Annotated in this window: 15 protein-coding genes and 1 pseudogene; 7 read left to right on the top strand and 9 right to left on the bottom strand. The window is 40.6% G+C overall.

Annotated elements, in window-relative coordinates; all coding sequences use genetic code 11:
• A pseudogene (locus CYK47_RS15605) lies at nt 1-252 on the bottom strand (IS982 family transposase); the annotation flags it as partial.
• Between the two features lie 174 nt (nt 253-426).
• On the opposite strand from CYK47_RS15605, the gene CYK47_RS01270 reads away from it, so the two are divergent.
• Together CYK47_RS01270 and CYK47_RS01275 are read left to right on the top strand one after the other, a co-directional pair.
• Nucleotides 427-927 carry a PadR family transcriptional regulator gene (locus CYK47_RS01270; protein WP_122898156.1) on the top strand — a complete coding sequence of 167 codons (501 nt, stop codon included), beginning with the start codon at nt 427-429 and terminating at the stop codon, nt 925-927.
• Nucleotides 924-1,163 (top strand): DUF2798 domain-containing protein, encoded by a 240-nt coding sequence (locus CYK47_RS01275; RefSeq protein WP_122898158.1) that lies wholly within the window; start codon nt 924-926, stop codon nt 1,161-1,163. Before CYK47_RS01270 ends, CYK47_RS01275 begins: the two co-directional genes overlap by 4 nt.
• Nucleotides 1,164-1,206: 43 nt before the next feature.
• Here the strand turns inward: CYK47_RS01275 and CYK47_RS01280 are convergent, their stop codons facing one another.
• A complete protein-coding gene (locus CYK47_RS01280; protein WP_122898161.1) occupies nt 1,207-3,597 on the bottom strand; it encodes a glycerophosphodiester phosphodiesterase family protein in 2,391 nt (796 codons plus the stop codon).
• Between the two features lie 258 nt (nt 3,598-3,855).
• Here CYK47_RS01280 and CYK47_RS01285 point away from each other — a divergent pair, with 258 nt between their 5' ends.
• Both CYK47_RS01285 and CYK47_RS01290 read left to right on the top strand, forming a co-directional pair.
• Complete coding sequence (locus CYK47_RS01285; protein WP_122898163.1) at nt 3,856-4,851, top strand: NAD(P)H-quinone oxidoreductase; 996 nt, start codon at nt 3,856-3,858, stop codon at nt 4,849-4,851.
• Between the two features lie 122 nt (nt 4,852-4,973).
• Nucleotides 4,974-5,486 (top strand): hypothetical protein, encoded by a 513-nt coding sequence (locus CYK47_RS01290; RefSeq protein WP_122898165.1) that lies wholly within the window; start codon nt 4,974-4,976, stop codon nt 5,484-5,486.
• A 40-nt stretch (nt 5,487-5,526) separates the two neighbouring features.
• Here the strand turns inward: CYK47_RS01290 and CYK47_RS01295 are convergent, their stop codons facing one another.
• From CYK47_RS01295 to CYK47_RS01305, 3 genes are all read right to left on the bottom strand, one after another.
• Nucleotides 5,527-5,802, bottom strand: a complete 276-nt coding sequence (locus tag CYK47_RS01295; RefSeq protein ID WP_122898451.1) for a hypothetical protein — start codon at nt 5,800-5,802, stop codon at nt 5,527-5,529.
• 4 nt (nt 5,803-5,806) lie between these two features.
• Nucleotides 5,807-7,132 carry a polyamine export protein PaeA gene (gene paeA, locus CYK47_RS01300; RefSeq protein WP_122898167.1) on the bottom strand — a complete coding sequence of 442 codons (1,326 nt, stop codon included), beginning with the start codon at nt 7,130-7,132 and terminating at the stop codon, nt 5,807-5,809.
• Nucleotides 7,133-7,258: 126 nt separating this feature from the next.
• Nucleotides 7,259-8,248, bottom strand: coding sequence for a LysR family transcriptional regulator (locus tag CYK47_RS01305; protein ID WP_122898169.1), 990 nt, complete (start codon nt 8,246-8,248; stop codon nt 7,259-7,261).
• A gap of 570 nt (nt 8,249-8,818) precedes the next feature.
• Between CYK47_RS01305 and CYK47_RS01310 the strand changes: the two genes are divergently transcribed.
• Nucleotides 8,819-10,420, top strand: a complete 1,602-nt coding sequence (locus CYK47_RS01310) for an isocitrate lyase (protein ID WP_122898171.1) — start codon at nt 8,819-8,821, stop codon at nt 10,418-10,420.
• Nucleotides 10,421-10,484: 64 nt separating this feature from the next.
• On the opposite strand, the gene CYK47_RS01315 is transcribed toward CYK47_RS01310, so the two are convergent.
• Nucleotides 10,485-10,955: a copper resistance protein NlpE gene (locus CYK47_RS01315; RefSeq protein WP_122898173.1), complete on the bottom strand. Its 471-nt coding sequence runs from the start codon at nt 10,953-10,955 to the stop codon at nt 10,485-10,487.
• 197 nt (nt 10,956-11,152) lie between these two features.
• Between CYK47_RS01315 and CYK47_RS01320 the strand changes: the two genes are divergently transcribed.
• Nucleotides 11,153-11,731, top strand: a complete 579-nt coding sequence (locus CYK47_RS01320; protein WP_122898175.1) for a 1-acyl-sn-glycerol-3-phosphate acyltransferase — start codon at nt 11,153-11,155, stop codon at nt 11,729-11,731.
• Nucleotides 11,732-11,759: 28 nt separating this feature from the next.
• Here CYK47_RS01320 and CYK47_RS01325 read toward each other — a convergent pair whose 3' ends face one another.
• Both CYK47_RS01325 and CYK47_RS01335 read right to left on the bottom strand, forming a co-directional pair.
• Complete coding sequence (locus CYK47_RS01325; RefSeq protein WP_122898177.1) at nt 11,760-12,086, bottom strand: hypothetical protein; 327 nt, start codon at nt 12,084-12,086, stop codon at nt 11,760-11,762.
• A gap of 580 nt (nt 12,087-12,666) precedes the next feature.
• Complete coding sequence (locus CYK47_RS01335) at nt 12,667-13,410, bottom strand: sulfite exporter TauE/SafE family protein (protein WP_122898181.1); 744 nt, start codon at nt 13,408-13,410, stop codon at nt 12,667-12,669.
• Nucleotides 13,411-13,597: 187 nt separating this feature from the next.
• On the opposite strand from CYK47_RS01335, the gene CYK47_RS01340 reads away from it, so the two are divergent.
• Nucleotides 13,598-13,807: a hypothetical protein gene (locus CYK47_RS01340; RefSeq protein WP_122898183.1), complete on the top strand. Its 210-nt coding sequence runs from the start codon at nt 13,598-13,600 to the stop codon at nt 13,805-13,807.
• Between the two features lie 27 nt (nt 13,808-13,834).
• On the opposite strand, the gene rsmD is transcribed toward CYK47_RS01340, so the two are convergent.
• The gene (rsmD, locus tag CYK47_RS01345) at nt 13,835-14,389 is read right to left on the bottom strand and encodes a 16S rRNA (guanine(966)-N(2))-methyltransferase RsmD (protein ID WP_122898184.1); all 555 of its coding nucleotides are present in this window, start codon (nt 14,387-14,389) and stop codon (nt 13,835-13,837) included.
• Nucleotides 14,390-14,394: the final 5 nt, after the last annotated feature.

Genomic DNA, 14,394 nt, shown 5'->3' on the forward strand with positions numbered 1-14,394 from the left:
GATCCGTTGATAGGATGGTAATGCTTTAAAAAGCTTGGAATAAAAGCGCTTTATCATTCCATAAAAGGCTTTGAAATGATGAAGTTGAGAGTTCTTGTACCAAACAGCAATAAAGATGATTTCAGATAAGCATAGAACACCTGATCGCTGTCTGATCTTCGGATTTTCTTGTTTTAGATACTGCCAATAGACCGCTTCATTTTTTTGAAAAAAATCATCAATCGTGCAGAATAAAGTTGTAAACTCGAACATAGGATGGCTGGTTAATAAAAGTGTGTGGTAACTCTCTTATTAACTCAGTCATCTTTTTTTTCAACTGAATTTCTTATCCATGATTCGGGTTAATTATATAATCTTTATAAAACTTGAATATATGTTTTCCTATATATAAGATATATCTTAATTAAATTTAAGGTATATCTTAGGATGTCCGAAGCAGCACCTCGCAAACGCTTATTTGAAGCAGGACAGATGAAAATTCTAGTGTTGCACTTGATTGCTCAAGCACCTAAATTTAGCTATGACATTATTAAAGACGTAGCAAATTTAGTAGGTGGCAACTATAAACCCAGTACAGGCACAATTTGCCCAACCCTAAATTACTTAGAACAACAACAATATACACGCGTGGAAATAAGCCCAGATGAGCGTAAGCAATATCACATTACACCGCAAGGTTTAATACATTTACAAGATCATCAAAGCGAATTAGATAAAATTTTCGAGCGTTTTAATACCCGTAGCCAAATTCAAAACAATAGCGAATTTCTAGATATAAAACGTGCTATGGAAAACTTGAAAGTTGCCTTACGCCTTAAAATTCAACATGAAAATTTAACCCAAGCACAAGTGCGCACAATTGCAGAAAAAATTGATCAAGCCGCAGTAGAAATTACCCATTTAGCCAACCAAGAGGTCAGCCAATGAGCATAAAAATTCATCCCAAACATCTCACATGGCTGATGCCACTTATTCTTTCAGGCATTATGAGTGGAGCTATTTCATGCTTTAACATTTATTTAAAAATTGGTGCAGCAGAAGGTTTTATAAGTATATGGTTACATGCATGGAGCCTATCATGGCTGATGGCATTTCCATTAATTATGATTGTGCTGCCGTTGGTGCGTAAATTTCTCATGCAATTTGTAGAACAGCCTAAATAATAGAAGGAAAGTCCTAAAACTTTCCTTCTAAATAAGCTAAAACTTACTGTACGCTTACAGTGATAGGTTCAGCATACAGAGTGTAACTGTAATTTGGTGCAATTTGATACTGATAACTTGGCATCACATAGGCTGTGCCTTTTTCACTAAAGGTAACAGCTTGTCCACTTTGGTTATATTTGGCTGAGTTTGGTAGTACTAGCATACGTTTAAAGACATAGTCTTGTTTTTGCCCAATTTGGGTGTGTAATTGACCAGCAACACCAAATGGCTCGCCAACTTTGGCTGTGGCTTGTTTGGGTACATCAAGTTTAACCACAAATTGTGAGGCATCATGCGCGTAATCGGTGGTTAAACCATGAGTGCCTTGCACATACATGCGGTTAAAGTCGTCTTTATTGAGACGGAATGTCCAAGGCCAGAAAGTGACGCCACGCTGTGTGGCATTTTGCATAAGGTTTTTGCTTAAGCCACTAAAAGAGGGATTAAAGGTCGATGAATACTTTTGTGTGGCATCTAAAATACGACGCGTATTGACCAGATCACTTTGCGCAGCTGGCGTGCTGGTTAAAAAGCCTGTAGACACCCCCGGCAAAATATTCTTCATATGTAGAATTTGTTCGCCATTAAAACTAATTACAATTGATTGATCATAGGCATCATGTTTGTCTAAAAGTTCTTTAATTTTAGGCACAATCTCAGGATTAGAACTCTTAATTTCAATAAAATTGGTGACATGCGGATATTTTTTAACTGCAGCTAACACTTCATCCATAGTTGGCACTGCACGGTTATAGCCTAGGGTGCGTAGCTCACGAATTTCGGCTAAAGTGAGATCTTCAGTGTTACGGTCAATCCCTGTCGTACGTTTAGTCGTCGCATCGTGCATTAAAAATACATGTCCGTCTTTACTTAAATACACATCATATTCAACTGCATCAGCACCCACTTCAATCGCTTTAAGGGTGCCTTCAAGGGTGTTTTCATCATCTAGTGCTGGAATACCACGGTGACCGGTTAACAGTGGCTTACGTAATAAGGTGTTTGGCGCCATACTTTGCATAATCGTGTGATACAGCGCTGGATTTTGGCTCCAGATGCCATTGACACCTGTGCTTAAAACTTGTGCAGCTTGTAATGGTGTCGTTGTGTCGGTTTTGGCCCATGGCGTAATCAATAAACGCTGCAAATGACTGACGGTGTCACGCGTGGTCAGTTGCGCTGGTAAAATCACAATTTTAGATAAAGACGCATTGGTGTTATGCACCAAAGTCATGAGATCTTGTTTACTATCAGTTAGACTGGTTTTGTTTGAATAGTCTAAAGCGGTGCGTAGCATCGGTAGGGCAATGCGGGCTTGACGTAACAGATCTACATCATCAGACAATAAAGTCATATCAGCTAAATCGTAATTGCTACTGATGGCTTTTAAAGCTTCAAGAGTGGCCGCATTTTGGATATGCAATAACGGCAAGCTTTGACGACGATGATCTTGCAAATATTGTGTCAGATGCATGAGCTTTTGTTGCTGTTGATCCAGTAAATTCAAGCCAGCATCTAAATGATAGGCCACATGGCTGACGCTATTGGCAACCGCGTTGGTACCTGCCGATTGAATTAAAGTCGGTGCCATTGACACAGGTAAGGCTTGATCAACCAATTCGGTGACTTTATTGGCTTCAGGTAAGGGCTCTAACTGTTCAGTTACTTTAAAATGGCTGACTTTCATCAGTAAGCCTGCAGTAGAGATGCCAATCCCGCCTTGATCAAGTGGATAAGGGAGCGTGGTGTCAAACACCAATTGATCATCTAAATAATGACGCACGCGTTTACCATGCACGACTACACTGGCTTTATGGGTGGTATTTACGCCAATATCTTCACTATAGGCGGCTTTTTGTAATACATTCCATGTGTTGGTTGGCATACGTAATGAAAACTCTAAGCCATTGGCACTGGTGGTCTGACTACGCATCGCAAATTGGTAATAAGGACTAAAGGCAGGATCGGCAAATTCGTCTGCAGCACGGTACATAATACTGGCCCAGCGCCCCGCATTGTTGCTTTCTAGATAGCTAAACTCCATATCAATACGATAGTTACGTAGGTTTTGATACTCTTTTGGCAGCATAACAGAGGTCATTTGTGTGTCGTGGGCACGGCCATCGAGGTATAAGTCGCCATTTTCAATATAAACACTGCCAGCATTGTTTTTAGGCAGCATCCAAGTGGTAGGCAGCGCGCTCATTTGGTCGAAATTTTCATCCAAATGTACTTCAGGTACAGGTACAGGTTCACTAGGTAAGCTCGGCTCTGGCTTGCTATCTGGCACAGTGATTGGAGGCGCTGTGCTGACGCTATTGTCATCGTCGTCTGAACAAGCAGCTAAATTTAGGCAAAGTAAAATGGTGCTGTATAAATAAGCGCGTTTCATGCGTCTCTATTCTCAAGTGGTTGATATATAAAGCTTGAAACATAGGTTGGCTGTATTACAAGGTGATGGATTTGTCATAAAGGAAAAGAAATCTTACATATTAAATTTTGATGAAATACATCATATTGTCATGTTGCTGTGCCGGTTTTGGTATGGGCTGTATCGTACAAAACATGCAAGAGAGACTTGGTTTTTTGAGCTATTTATCTTATGTTGCTCAATCAAGTCGCATTACAAATCAAATGAAAAGGATGACTTATGTCAAATAGCATGCAACAAGTAATGATTATTGAACCGGGTGGTGTGGATAAGTTGGCCTATGAAAGCGTTTCGATTCCAACACCTAAACAAGATGAAGTGTTGGTCAAGGTCTATGCTTTTGGAATCAACCGCCCAGATATTTTACAGCGTCAAGGTCTATATCCTATGCCAAAAGGGGTCACACCTGTGCCGGGGCTTGAAGTATCAGGTGTAGTTGCGGCTGTAGGCAGTGCAGTCAGCCAATTTAAAGTCGGTGATCAAGTCTGTGGTTTAACCAATGGCGGGGGGTATGCTGAATATTGCGTGGTGCCAGAAAGCCAAACTTTAACCATTCCTGAAGGTGTAAGCTTTGTACAAGCTGCTGCAATTCCTGAAACTTTCTTTACCGTATGGGCAAATGTGTTCCAAATGGGCAAAGCCAAAGCAGGCGAAACTTTATTGGTACATGGCGGCACCAGTGGTATTGGTACCACTGCATTAATGTTGGCAAAAGCATTAGGTCTAAAAACCTTTGCCACCGTGGGTTCGGATGAAAAAGTGCAAGCAATTGCCGATTTAACTACAGCAATTAACTATAAAACTCAAAACTTTGAAGAAGTCATTCAAGCGGCAACCGAAAATGCCGGTGTAGATGTAATTTTAGATATTGTGGGTGCACCTTATTTAGAGCAAAACCTGAATCTATTACGCCGTGATGGCCGTTTAGTCTATATTGCATTTTTAGGTGGAGCTAAAGCGAAAGACGTGAAGCTTGGTCAAATCATGATGAAGCGCTTAACCATTACAGGTTCAACTATGCGGGCGCGAAATAGTGCAGAAAAAGCAGAAATTGCGCGTGGTTTGCAAGAAACTGTTTGGCCATTACTTGCCAAAGGTGAATGTTTACCGATGATTTATCAAACCTTTAACTTTGATCAGATCCAAGATGCGCATGCGGCACTCGATACTGGTGAGCATGTCGGCAAAGTCGTGGTTGAGGTCATCGCTGCTTAAAAAGCCAAAATCCTCCATAGTGGAGGATTTTTTATTTTGGGCTTATCTGTGCACAAGATATATTTCATGCGTAAATTATGCGAAAATAGCGCTTTAGTTTTCTTATTCTTCAAAGGCAGTTTATGACTGAACAATCTCCTGCAGATTTAAGCGATATCGAAATTTTAGACATTTTACAGTCTATGAAAAGCGATGAGCTAGATACCACGGCACAACAAGTCATTCGTGCTGGTGGTAAAGCGGGTCGTCAAGAAGCGCATAAACAAGCGTTGGTGGCACTAAACCAAACTTTTGAAGAAAAATTTGTTGAAGCGGTAGTCTTGGCTTTAGGCTTAAATGCGGGTCAGGCCAAGAAAATTCGTTATAAAAAAGACCGTGTGCGTATTTTAAAAGCGCGTGGCATCGACTATTTAGCCATTGATGGTGCAGAAACTGCGTTTGTCTTGGCACAAATTGCTCAAGCTATTACCCGTGAAGATGCAACCGTTACAGCAGATTTACACAATATCTTCCCATTTTGGAAAGAAGGTTGGCCAATGGTGCAATTTGATAGTGCCTATAAGATCTTATCGGAAGATATTAATATCCATTATCAAGCGACATTAGTAAAACTGTTAGAGTTATACGGTCGCTAAGCTAAGTTCGCGTCATCAAAAGCCCCATATGGGGCTTTTTTTAATCAAAGAAATAACGTAGTAAGACTTTGGCAGGCAAAATAAATAAACGCCACCACGTAAACAGTGGCCAAAACCAAGTATCACCCCACATTAAGGTGTCATTAAAGCGTTTTGATTTTCGCTCATACGCATAGGGACTGATTTTGGCAGCCACAATTAGTAAGGCAATTGCAGCAACCAACAATAAACCATGATTGGCATGTGCAAAGAAAAAATAGCCACAATACAGCGCTGAATAAACACATAGACAGGCCATGATTGCCGAAAATGACATATTGTTAGCCATCACCTTGGAGGATATCAGCCGCAACTTTAGCTGCTAAACGTGTCACTAACAGTTGGTCGATTTTAAAATGATCGACATCCACCACTTCAAATTTAAAGCCTAAATACTCTACGGAATCCGCAGGGCGTGGAATCTTACGTAGACGATACATCATAAAGCCAGCTAAGGTTTCATAGTTTTCTTCGTCGGGCATTTCATCAATTTCGAGCGCGTGTTTAATGTCTTCAATTGGTGTGCTGCCTTCAATCAACCATGAGTTTTCATCACGTTTAATGATTTGTTGGTCCGCATCAATTGGGGTCACCCAATCGCCCATTACGGTAATCATAATATCCGACAGAGTAATGACACCCACTACTAAGGCATATTCGTTAATCACCACGGCAAATTTTTCTTTGGTAGAGCGAAAACGGTCTAATACTTCAGATAAAGTGAGGGTATCAGGAATGGTGAGAACAGTACGAATGGTGGATTCATTGAGTTGTAAAAGCGACTGATTGTTTAAAATACGCACCAAAATATCTTTGGCATCTACATAGCCAATCACGCTATCAATATCTTCATTACAGACTAAAAACTTAGAATAAGGATATTCAGCCAGTTTTTGCCGAATGCTGTCTTCTGCTTCATTTAAGGTAAAGTACACCACATTTTCACGCGTGGTCATACTAGACGGTACGTTACGTTCTTCAAGCTCAAATACGTTTTCAATAAAGTGATGTTCTTGTTTAAGTAACACACCCGCTTGTGCGCCCGCATCCATCACCGCAGAAATATCATCAAAGGTGATGTTGTCGTCACGTTTGGTATTGACCTTAAATAAGCGAAACAATAAGTTGGCAATGGCGTTAATGATCCACGCTAAAGGGCGACAGACTTTAATAAAAATCTGAATCGGATCAATGACGCTGAACGCAATTTTTTCAGGGGCAATCATCGCCAAGCGTTTAGGCATTAAATCGGCAAATAAAATAAACAGTGAAGTGACTAAGGTAAAAGACAAGGCAAAGCCAATGCTTTCTGCCCACGGCCCGTTATAAAATTGTGCTACAAAGGCCATAAAATAAGGACGAAAAGCACCTTCACCTAAGATACCGCCTAAAATTGCCACCGCATTTAGACCGATTTGCGACGCAGCAAAAAAGTCGGCTGAGTTTTCTTGGAGGTCCATAACACGCTGTGCACGTGTGTCGCCTGATTCCGCCAAAATTTTGAGTTTTACCTTGCGAGCACCTGCTAAGGCAATCTCGGTTAACGACAAAAATCCTGCCCCAACAATTAAGAGCATGATGATGACGATGTTTTGAAAGAGGCTCACGGGTCCACCTGTGATAAGAATATTATTATCTATACTGCTAGTTTTAACACAAAAATAGCCGCGCAGAACATTTTCTTTACGCGGCTAAAAAAATGCAAGCATTAAAAAATGCTGTTTGAAAACAGTTTAATACTGTGAAAATTGTGAATTGTTGATTAAATACTCACGGTTTTCTTCTTCAATCATCTGACGCGCCACATACAGAATCAATTGGCGTAACCAACGATGCGCAGGATGATGGTGCAATAAAGGACACCACGCCATTTTTAACTCAAATTCTGGAATATAAAACGGTGGGTCTTTAATCAGTAAGTTTTGGCTTTTGGCTTGTAAGCGTGCAATACGGCTAGGTAGGGTCGCCACCAGATCAACATTGGATGCTAATAGCCCTGGCATTTGATAATGACGGGTAAACACCGAAATCTTGCGTTTTTGTCCAATACGCTCTAATGCTTGATCAATCCAACCTAAACCTGCTTGTTTTTCAGGATTCACGCCAAAGCCGACACCCATACCCGTTTTAGAAACCCAAATATGCTGGGCATCTAAATAGCTCTTTAGGTTTAAGTTATTCGCAGCAGGATGTTTTTGATTCAGTAAACACGAGAAACTATCGCGCCATACCAAAACTTGATGGAAACTTTGTGGGATTTCATTAAAGCGGTTAATGGCGAGATCAACTTTGCCTTGTTCCATGTCACGATAAGACACATCACTTGGGGTTAAAAAGTCCAAAACCACATTGGGTGCTTCAGAACGTAATGCCTTGACTAAACGGGGTACTAAAGTCGCCTCAGCATAATCTGAAGTCATAATTCTAAATACACGATTAGAGGTATAAGGACGGAATTCGGTACGTGGCTCTAAGATCATGGACAGATCAGCCAAAGCATCACGAATACGCGGTTGCAATTCTAAAGCACGTTCAGTTGGTGTCATTCCTTCAGATGAACGAATGAGTAAGGGATCATTAAATAAGTTACGCAAACGGCGTAAAATATTACTCATGGCGGGTTGGGTAACGCCAAGTTGCTCTGCAGCACGGGTGACATTTTTTTCACGAAGAAGTACATCAAGATAAATCAGTAGGTTGAGGTCGACCCGCTCCAGATTCATAAAAAAAATACCGAGAATAAAATTATGAAATTAACTAAGATTATGCCATAAGCAGCTTAATTTGTGTAAAAAAATGCTGAAAAAAAAGCCATGTTTTTTGCATGAATTTACATGCTGTAACCTAAGCCTAAAAGAGCTGTGTCGCATGACAGCAACTGAGCAATAAATCAATTTGGTCTATTTATTTTGCTGAAAAAATACCCCGAGCGAAGCGGGCTCAGAAAGCAAAATTATGTTTAAAAAATTGAATAAAAAGCCAAAACAAGAGCTAAAAAAGCCCTTTAAGACTTAGGTCTAATGATTAAAAAAAAGCCAATAAAATAAAATATCTTAAAAATAAAAATTATATAAAACAATTACTTATTTTGTATTATCACGCAAAATATACGACTTTTAGCTACATATTTTTTAAATAAATAATGATAATTCTTGCAGACTATTGGATTAAATTTTTTAAGCAATCTAATCTGTATTCAATGCAACGAAGCGCTCATAATCTAAACAAGTACATGAGGGTAAGATTTTAGCAAATCGTTGAGAAAAGTCCTAAAATTAATACAGGGAAATATCATGACTACATATCAAACAGCGATTGATGCAATCCGCGAATTAAAAGCAAAATTCGGCAACACATGGGCAGACATCTCTCCTGAAGATGCGGCTCGTATGCAACTTCAAAACCGTTTTAAAACTGGTTTAGACATCGCGAAATACACAGCTGCGATTATGCGTCGTGATATGGCTGCTTATGATGCTGACTCTAGCAAATACACACAATCACTAGGCTGCTGGCACGGTTTTATCGCTCAGCAAAAAATGATTGCCAACAAAAAATACTTCGGTACAACTGAACGTCGCTACATTTACCTTTCTGGTTGGATGGTTGCAGCACTTCGCTCTGAATTCGGTCCTTTACCAGACCAATCTATGCACGAAAAAACCTCTGTTCCTGCATTGATCGAAGAAATCTACACTTTCTTACGTCAAGCTGACGCAAAAGAATTAAACGACTTATTCCGCGCACTTAAAAAAGCGCAAGAAGCGGGCGACACAGCAAAAGCTGCTGAAATCACCTCTCAAATCGACAACTTCCAAACTCACGTTGTACCAATTATTGCCGACATCGACGCTGGTTTCGGTAACGAAGAAGCGACTTACCTTTTAGCTAAGAAAATGATCGAAGCGGGTGCTTGTGCGCTACAAATCGAAAACCAAGTTTCTGATGCGAAACAATGTGGTCACCAAGCGGGTAAAGTAACAGTTCCACACGAAGACTTCATCGCAAAAATCCACGCACTTCGCTATGCATTCTTAGAAATGGGTCTAGACGACGGTATCATCGTTGCGCGTACTGACTCTGAAGGCGCTGACTTGACTCAAAAAATCCCAGTGGTTAAAGAGCCAGGCGACATCGCTTCTCAATACATCAGCTACTTAGACACTCAAGAAATTGACATCTCTGAAGCAACTGAAGACGAAATCCTGATCAAGCGTGATGGTAAACTTCACCGTCCTAAACGTCTTGCTTCTGGCTTGTACCAATTCCGTGAAGGTACGCAAATTGACCGCGTTGTACTTGACTGTGTAACAAGCCTTCAAAACGGTGCTGACCTTCTTTGGATCGAAACTGCGACGCCTAACGTAGCTGAAATCGCTCACATGGTAAACCGTGTACGTGAAGTTGTGCCAAATGCGAAACTTGTTTACAACAACTCTCCATCGTTCAACTGGACTCTAAACTTCCGTCAACAAGCGTACGACCGTTGGGTTGCTGAAGGTAAAGACGTATCTGCATACGACCGTGCTAAGTTAATGAGCGCTGAATACGACAACTCTGAATTAGCTGCTGAAGCTGACGAAAAAGTTCGTACATTCCAAGCAGATGCTTCTCGTGAAGCAGGTGTATTCCACCACTTGATCACACTTCCGACTTACCACACTGCAGCACTTTCTACTCACGAACTTGCGCAAGGTTACTTCGGTTCTGAAGGTATGTTGGCTTATGTTGCTGGCGTACAACGTAAAGAAATCCGTGGCGGTATCGCTTGTGTGAAACACCAAGCAATGGCGGGTTCTGACATCGGTGACGACCACAAAGAAATCTTCGCTGGTGACAACGCGCTTAAAGCGGGTGACGATGCGAAAAACACAATGAACCAATTCTCTGCTTAATTTTAAGCTTTGATGGACCCAAAAAACCCAGCCTAGGCTGGGTTTTTTAATGGGTGTTGTAAAATTACATCTCTTTCATCAGTTTATAATTGAGCTTGGTATCTAATGCTTGACCAGTTTGCATCTCCCGTAGCTCAATGTAATTGTCACCAATAAAGAATTTACGTTTTTGGCCTTGCTCGTCTAAAGTAATGATATTGCTTTGATCAGCATCAAAGCTAAATGTGCCTTTGGCCTTAAACTCATTGCCTTGCTTGCCTAAATATTCCTCAGTCAGTTCATAAGTATTATTGGCTTTCAGCTCAAGTTCAGTCTCAATGCCTTCACAATCGGCACACGGTAAAAGCCCTTTATAGTCACCGACCCAATTTAAGTCATTGGCACTAGTAGGCATACTTGCGGGTTGATTTTGAGTGGTTGTAGCTGTCGTGGTCGTAGCATCCGCAGCTGGATCGACCTTATCAGCCGGTTTTGAACAAGCAGTAAGTGCAAATGCAGAGAGCGCCAATGCACACAGAGTTATTTTAGTTTTCATAATATATTCCTAATTTAAAGTGTCTGTAGCCCATTTAGCTTGCCTTGAAGGTTGGCAATATAAAACAGCGCTTTTGTGCAAACTTTGTTATAGCGTGATTAAATAAGCCGTATATTGGTAAAAGATGCTAAAAAATAAAAGCTGTATCTCCTATTGAAGCTTGCTAGAATCGGCGCGATTAAAATTGAGGTAGGATCATGTTTGAAAAGTTAGCAGAACGTAGTTTAAATGCGCTAGGCTGGGAAATAGACAATCATTGGCCACTCGATTTAGAACAATGTGTGATGATTGCAGCACCGCATACCAGTAATTGGGATGCACTCTATGCACGCCTAGCCTTAAAAGCGCTAGGCGTCAATGTACGCATTACCATTAAAGACAGTTATATGAAACTACCATTTGGACCTTTTGTGCGGGCAATGGGTGGGATTGGCATTAACCGTGCGCCAAAGCGGGCAGGTGAGCAACGCCCCAGCATGGTTCAAGTTATGTCTGATTTATTTAAAACCCATCCCAAATTGGTGATGTTGGTGACTCCAGAAGGCACACGTTCACGCCAAGAGCATTGGAAAACTGGTTTTTATCATATTGCAGTGAATGCAGGTGTGCCGATTGCGCTGGCCTATATGGATTACGCCAAGCAAAAAACTGGGGTAGGCAAGATTATTTACCCAAGTGGTGATATGCAGCAAGATATGCGCGAAATTATGCAATTTTATGCACAAATCTCTCCAAAATTCCCACAAGATTTTAGTGTTGATCAGCGCTATTTATAAAAAAGCAGGGCTGATAAGCCCTGTTTTTTTAATCTGTTTGTAGAGGAATACCACCTAAGGCCTGACAGGCGCTGTGATACTTCTTGTATTGTTCCTCAACCACGTTAGACAAAGACAGATGCAAATCATAGTCACCATTTTTATAAGCAGCAATATACTGCTCAGCCTTTTTACGGCTAAGTGCTAAACTTTGCTCGTGGTAAGTGGTAATCGCACTATGCGCAATTTGATGATTTTCCACATTCTGGCATTGAAACTGCGCCAATAACGCTTCTGCACGTTGAATTTCTTGTGATGTGCCAAATATGCAGCCACTCAGCAGCAGGGCAATGCTGAATATAAAGCTAAGTTTCATGAGCAATATTTAAACAAAATGATGGCTGCAATTGTATAAACAAATACAGCTGAAAAAGTGGCTTTAGTTTATCAATTGGTCAAAAAATAAGATGTTATTCACATAAAACTGACATTTGTCTTTAATATTTAACTCAATCACCATCTGCAAGCAAATTTTGATCCATCACCGCTTGTGCAGAGGGAGCTAAAAATATCACTATGGCTACAGCAAAATCCTGAGGTATGGGGAGCTTTTGTCGTGGGGTGGGTGCTGCACACTGCATCAGTATTCAAACTAAAATTGATGTAAAGTATTGTCGATCACTGAAGTGATCACCTGACCAAAATGCTGTTTGGCTGTGGCAAATAAAAGCCTTAACTTGTACTTGATCTGTGACATCTGCGTAATAAATGAATAGCTGTTCTGGGAACTCTCTCTTTTTATGGATTCTTTTAGAGGGAGAAAAATATAAATAACTCTTATTTTTTTTAAATGGTTGATTTTGCATATTTTTTGCAAAATCCATCCTCGTTTAAAAGTGCCAAAATTTTAAGATAAAATACATCAAGTCAGTGAGCAATCTCACGGCGTATTTATGTTAAAGCATGTTTCTTAAACTGGTCATCGTTAAGAATAACCCCGAAGAAAACAATAAACCCAATACGACTTGTTTAAAGCGTTGTTCCGAGATTTGATAAAATAAACGTGCGCCTAAAATGGCTGGTAAACTCACTGTCAATAATAACACTGCTATATAAGGCAGATGGGTGCTGCTTAATGTACCTTGGATAAGATAAACTGTTAGGGTAAACACCTGAATAGCAAAATTAAAATGTCTTAAAATATAACGCTGCTCAAGTTTAGGCAGTTGTTTGAGCATCACCCAAACCGATGGTAAAGCACCGCAAAATCCGCCTAAACCACCCAAAATGCCTGCTAAAAAGCCAATTATGCTATCAGCAATCCGTCCGCTTTTTTGTAAAGCTTGTATTTTTGGATTAATCAGCATCATGGGTGTCCAGAGTAATAAAAAGATCCCTAAGGTTAAGCGAAAGGCCTGTGCATTCACGAGATCTAGTAAATAAGTCCCCAAAGGCACGGCAACTAAACCAGCTAGCATATAGGGTAAAACGATTTTTCTACTCAGTTGTAAGCTGGTTTTTTCTTGCAGCATAGAAATGATATGGCACCATACTGAAGCAAACACCACCAAAGGTGCTGCTAATTGCGGTGGTAGCGCCCAAATCCAAAACGACATGGCAATTAAGGCAAAGGCAAAGCCAGTTAAGCCCTGAATAAAGCCAGCTATCAAGGCGCCCACAATAAATAAGCTGTATAGCATTGTGTCTGCTCATGAAAAGCGCTGAGTGTAATAGAGTTTACTTGTCGTGTTTAAGCAAATTGTGAACATGCTCAGCACGAAAACATATAAAGCAGCAATTTTTGCACTAGATCACAACACAAGCTGCTTAGAATCTAGCATTTTTTCTTGAATAATAAGGAGCTAACATCAGCAAAAGGAAGTTGTCATGTTAAAACAATTCTTTATTGTGGTAGTCATGGGCACTATGCTTAGTGGTTGTATCATTGGGCCTTATGATGATCATCCGCGTGGTCAATATCATCAAAAATATGATGCTAAAAGGCATGGCGAAGGACGTTATAAAAATGCGCATAAACGTGAGTGGAATCGTTCAGAGCGACGTTATGAGCAGCGTCAAGGCGATTATCGACGTTAAAAAAAGGCTGCATGACGCAGCCTTTTTTTATAGTTGTTTTTTATATAAACCAGCACGTACGGTGCCCGCTTTAGTATTTTTGATGAGTTGCCAAGAAGTTGGTAGCTGTAACTGCGTTAAATCACGGTCTGCTTCAACATAAATCAAAGCTTGATCACTGATGAGCGGATCGGCGAGCGTGGCCAATTCTGTCCATAAATCTAAGCTATAAGGTGGATCTAAAAATACCAAGTCAAACTGTTCTTTTAAGCTGGTTAAAGTCTGCTGCGCCGTGCTGATTTTAAGTTTGGCACGTTGATTGGTGACTTTAAGCAGCTCTAAATTATCTTTTAAAAATTTAGCTTGGCTTGCATTTGGCTCAATCATCAGCACCGAAGCAGCACCGCGTGATAAGGCTTCAAAGCTTAAAGCGCCAGAGCCCGCACATAGGTCTAGCACATGCGCATTTTGTACATCCCACATTAACCAGTTAAATAAGGTTTCGCGCACACGATCTGGGGTGGGGCGTAGTCCTTCAATACTCGCAAAAGGCAATTGGCGACGTTTCCAATCACCGCCAATAATACGCAGTTGATTTTTCATAAAAC

Source organism: Acinetobacter sp. B51(2017) (assembly GCF_003711395.1).
In the GTDB taxonomy this organism is placed as follows: domain Bacteria; phylum Pseudomonadota; class Gammaproteobacteria; order Pseudomonadales; family Moraxellaceae; genus Acinetobacter.

Coding starts and splice junctions, on each gene's coding strand:
- CYK47_RS01290 (WP_122898165.1), top strand. CDS start 4,974: ATGACTGAACAATCTCCTGCAGATTTAAGCGATATCGAAATTTTAGAC.
- CYK47_RS01310 (WP_122898171.1), top strand. CDS start 8,819: ATGACTACATATCAAACAGCGATTGATGCAATCCGCGAATTAAAAGCA.
- CYK47_RS01270 (WP_122898156.1), top strand. CDS start 427: ATGTCCGAAGCAGCACCTCGCAAACGCTTATTTGAAGCAGGACAGATG.
- CYK47_RS01340 (WP_122898183.1), top strand. CDS start 13,598: ATGTTAAAACAATTCTTTATTGTGGTAGTCATGGGCACTATGCTTAGT.
- CYK47_RS01280 (WP_122898161.1), bottom strand. CDS start 3,597: ATGAAACGCGCTTATTTATACAGCACCATTTTACTTTGCCTAAATTTA.
- rsmD (WP_122898184.1), bottom strand. CDS start 14,389: ATGAAAAATCAACTGCGTATTATTGGCGGTGATTGGAAACGTCGCCAA.
- CYK47_RS01325 (WP_122898177.1), bottom strand. CDS start 12,086: ATGAAACTTAGCTTTATATTCAGCATTGCCCTGCTGCTGAGTGGCTGC.
- CYK47_RS01275 (WP_122898158.1), top strand. CDS start 924: ATGAGCATAAAAATTCATCCCAAACATCTCACATGGCTGATGCCACTT.
- CYK47_RS01335 (WP_122898181.1), bottom strand. CDS start 13,410: ATGCTATACAGCTTATTTATTGTGGGCGCCTTGATAGCTGGCTTTATT.
- CYK47_RS01315 (WP_122898173.1), bottom strand. CDS start 10,955: ATGAAAACTAAAATAACTCTGTGTGCATTGGCGCTCTCTGCATTTGCA.
- CYK47_RS01305 (WP_122898169.1), bottom strand. CDS start 8,248: ATGAATCTGGAGCGGGTCGACCTCAACCTACTGATTTATCTTGATGTA.
- CYK47_RS01285 (WP_122898163.1), top strand. CDS start 3,856: ATGTCAAATAGCATGCAACAAGTAATGATTATTGAACCGGGTGGTGTG.
- CYK47_RS01320 (WP_122898175.1), top strand. CDS start 11,153: ATGTTTGAAAAGTTAGCAGAACGTAGTTTAAATGCGCTAGGCTGGGAA.
- CYK47_RS01295 (WP_122898451.1), bottom strand. CDS start 5,802: ATGTCATTTTCGGCAATCATGGCCTGTCTATGTGTTTATTCAGCGCTG.